The sequence below is a fragment of the Catenibacterium sp. genome (assembly GCF_052354645.1).
Taxonomy (GTDB): Bacteria; Bacillota_I; Bacilli_A; order Erysipelotrichales; family Coprobacillaceae; genus Catenibacterium; species Catenibacterium mitsuoka_A.
In genome coordinates, this window is record NZ_DAWDDM010000242.1 from 1 (window position 1) to 2,998 (window position 2,998).

Below are 2,998 nucleotides of genomic sequence, written 5' to 3' on the forward strand. Positions count from 1 at the left end.
CTTTAATTCAGTCTGGAAAGGCTTATTCAGCTTATACAGTTAAAGACGGTGGTTTAGTTGAAGCTGTTTATAAGATGGCATTTGGTAATGAAATTGGTGTAGCATTTGATGATGCTTTAACACTTAATGACTTAGTTGAAAAGAACTTTGGACATATCATTGTAGAAGTAGACAGCGCTGAAGTTGTTGCAGGATATGAAAATGTTCGTATTATTGCTTCTACAAATGAAGAAAAGGCTGTATCATATAAAGGTGAGAAAGTGACACTTGATGATGCATATGAAATTAACTGTGCACCATTAGAATCTGTATATCCTACTACAGCAAAAGCACCTACTACTGAAGTACGTACTGGTGACTGCAATGAAAGAGGCAAGATGTTTGCTTCTAAGAAGTATGATGAAGTCAATGTTGTTATTCCTGTATTCCCAGGAACTAACTGTGAATTTGATTCTAAACGTGCATTTGAAAAAGCAGGTGCAAAGGTTCAGCTTGTTCTTATTAGAAATAAGACAGAAGAAGATATTAAGAAGTCTGTTGATGAATTAGAAGAAGCAATCCATAATGCACAGATCATGATGCTACCAGGTGGTTTCTCAGCTGGTGATGAACCTGAAGGTTCAGGTAAGTTCATTGCAACTGTATTACGTAACCCAAGATTAAAGGCTGCAATCGATGATTTGTTAGACAATCGTGAAGGCTTAATGATTGGTATCTGTAATGGATTCCAGGCATTAGTAAAACTTGGTTTACTTCCTCATGGACATATTAAGGATATGAGCAAAGATGATCCTACTCTAACATTCAATACAATTGGACGCCACTTATCTCAGATGGTGACTACAAGAGTATCTAGCGTGAAGTCTCCATGGCTTGCTAATGTAGAGTTAGGTGATGAACATATTATCCCTATTTCTCATGGTGAAGGACGTTTCGTTGCACCTAAGGAAGTGCTTGATCAGTTAATTGATAATGGTCAGGTAGCATTCCAGTATGTTGATCCAAATGGAAATGTTACTATGGAATCTCCATATAACCCTAATGGTTCTATGTATGGTATTGAAGGTATCGTTTCTGAAGATGGTAGAGTATTAGGTAAGATGGGTCATTCTGAACGTCAGGGTGAAAACAGAGACCTTAACATCTACGGTGAAATGGATCAGAAGTTATTTGAAGCCGGCGTGAAGTATTTTAAAGGAGAATAACGAATGGATAAATTAGAATTTGAAAGTATGACACTCTGTCCTCTAGATGGACGTTATGGCAAGATTAAAGATCAGTTAGCTGATTATTTCAGTGAATATGCACTTGTTAAGTATAGAGTGTTTGTAGAAATCCAGTGGTTGAAGTTCCAGTTGGATCACCTTCATACAGAAACTTTAGACAAGGTTGATCCTAACAAGGTAGATGATATTCTTGCGATTTCTAAAGATTTCAACTTTGATTCTTTCAAGAGAATTAAAGAAATCGAATCTGTTACAAGACATGATGTTAAGGCAGTAGAATATTTCATTGATGAAAAACTTAAAGCTTTAGGTTATGAACATTTAGAAAGTTATGTACATATCGGATGTACTTCTGAAGATATCAACAATACATCATATGCATGTATGATTAAACATGGCTTAAAGGATGTTTGGTTACCTGCAGCTAAAGAATTTGCTTCAATGATCAATAAATTAGCAGTAGATCATAAGGATGATGCAATGCTTGCACATACTCATGGACAGCCTGCTACACCTACAACTATTGGTAAAGAATTCAAAGTCTATGCTTATCGTTTCTTTTCTAGTATTGAAAACATTGAAAATATCAAGATTAAAGCAAAATTCAATGGGGCAACTGGTAACTACAGTGCTATCTTAACAGCATTCCCTAACGAAGATTGGCCTACATTAAATAAGGAATTCGTAGAAGACTATTTAGGACTTACATTCAATCCATTAACTACTCAGATTGAATCTCATGACTATACTTGTCATATCTTAGATGGTATCCGTCATTTCAACAATGTATTGGCTGACTTAGATGTAGATATGTGGTTATATATCTCAATGGAATACTTTAAACAGATTCCTGTTAAGGGTGAAGTTGGTTCTTCAACTATGCCTCATAAGGTTAACCCAATCCGTTTTGAAAACTCTGAAGCAAACATTGATTTATCAAATAATCTATGTGTGGCTTTATCTAACAAGCTTCCTAAGTCAAGAATGCAGAGAGACTTATCAGACTCTTCAAGTCAGCGTAACTTAGGATTATGCTTTGGATATTCATTACAGGCTATTTCTGAAACAACTGGTGGTTTAGCTAAGTGTGTTGTAAATAAAGAAAAGCTTGCAAAAGACTTAAATGAAAAATGGGAAGTTCTTGCAGAACCTATCCAGACAATGTTAAGAAAATATGGTGTACCAGATGCTTATGATACACTTAAGGCTTTAACTCGTGGTAAGAATATTTCTCAGGAAGATATTCAGGCATTCGCAAAGAGCTTAGAACAGTTAAGTGATGAAGATCGTCAGACTTTATTAGATATGACACCTGCTTCATACATTGGTTTAGCTTCAGAACTTTGTGATATCGAACTTTAATCATTAAGAGACAACCTCTATTGGGGTTGTCTTCTTTATTTTTAGAGATAGGTTTGTTATAATGTTAAAAAGGTGGTGAGAATCTTGGGAGATACACGATATGTATTTGCAGAATGCATCAAACAATTGATGAATCATCAGTCTCTTGATAAGATCACAGTGACTGATATTGTGGAAATGAGTGGTAAGACTAGACAGACATTTTACCGTTATTTTCGTGATAAATATGATCTTGTGAACTGGTATTTTGAAATATTGGCGGATAAGTCTTTCTTACAGATTGGCAATAGTGAAACTTTAAGAGAAGGGCTTACTAAGAAATTTGAATTTATTTATCATGATAGAGTATTCTTTAAAGAAGCATTTAAATCTTAAGATTATAATAATGTAGAAAACTATGATTATAACTG

Annotated in this window: 3 protein-coding genes; all 3 read left to right on the top strand. The window is 34.8% G+C overall.

The window, feature by feature from the left end; all coding sequences use genetic code 11:
• Positions 1–1,205 (top strand): phosphoribosylformylglycinamidine synthase subunit PurQ (locus tag ACT8VG_RS09345; RefSeq protein ID WP_444195706.1); only part of this gene is annotated, 1,205 nt, incomplete at its 5' end.
• 3 nt (positions 1,206–1,208) lie between these two features.
• Positions 1,209–2,588, top strand: coding sequence for an adenylosuccinate lyase (gene purB, locus ACT8VG_RS09350; RefSeq protein ID WP_217106276.1), 1,380 nt, complete (start codon positions 1,209–1,211; stop codon positions 2,586–2,588).
• Positions 2,589–2,672: 84 nt separating this feature from the next.
• Positions 2,673–2,963 (top strand): TetR family transcriptional regulator, encoded by a 291-nt coding sequence (locus ACT8VG_RS09355; RefSeq protein WP_444195707.1) that lies wholly within the window; start codon positions 2,673–2,675, stop codon positions 2,961–2,963.
• Positions 2,964–2,998 lie beyond the last annotated feature (35 nt).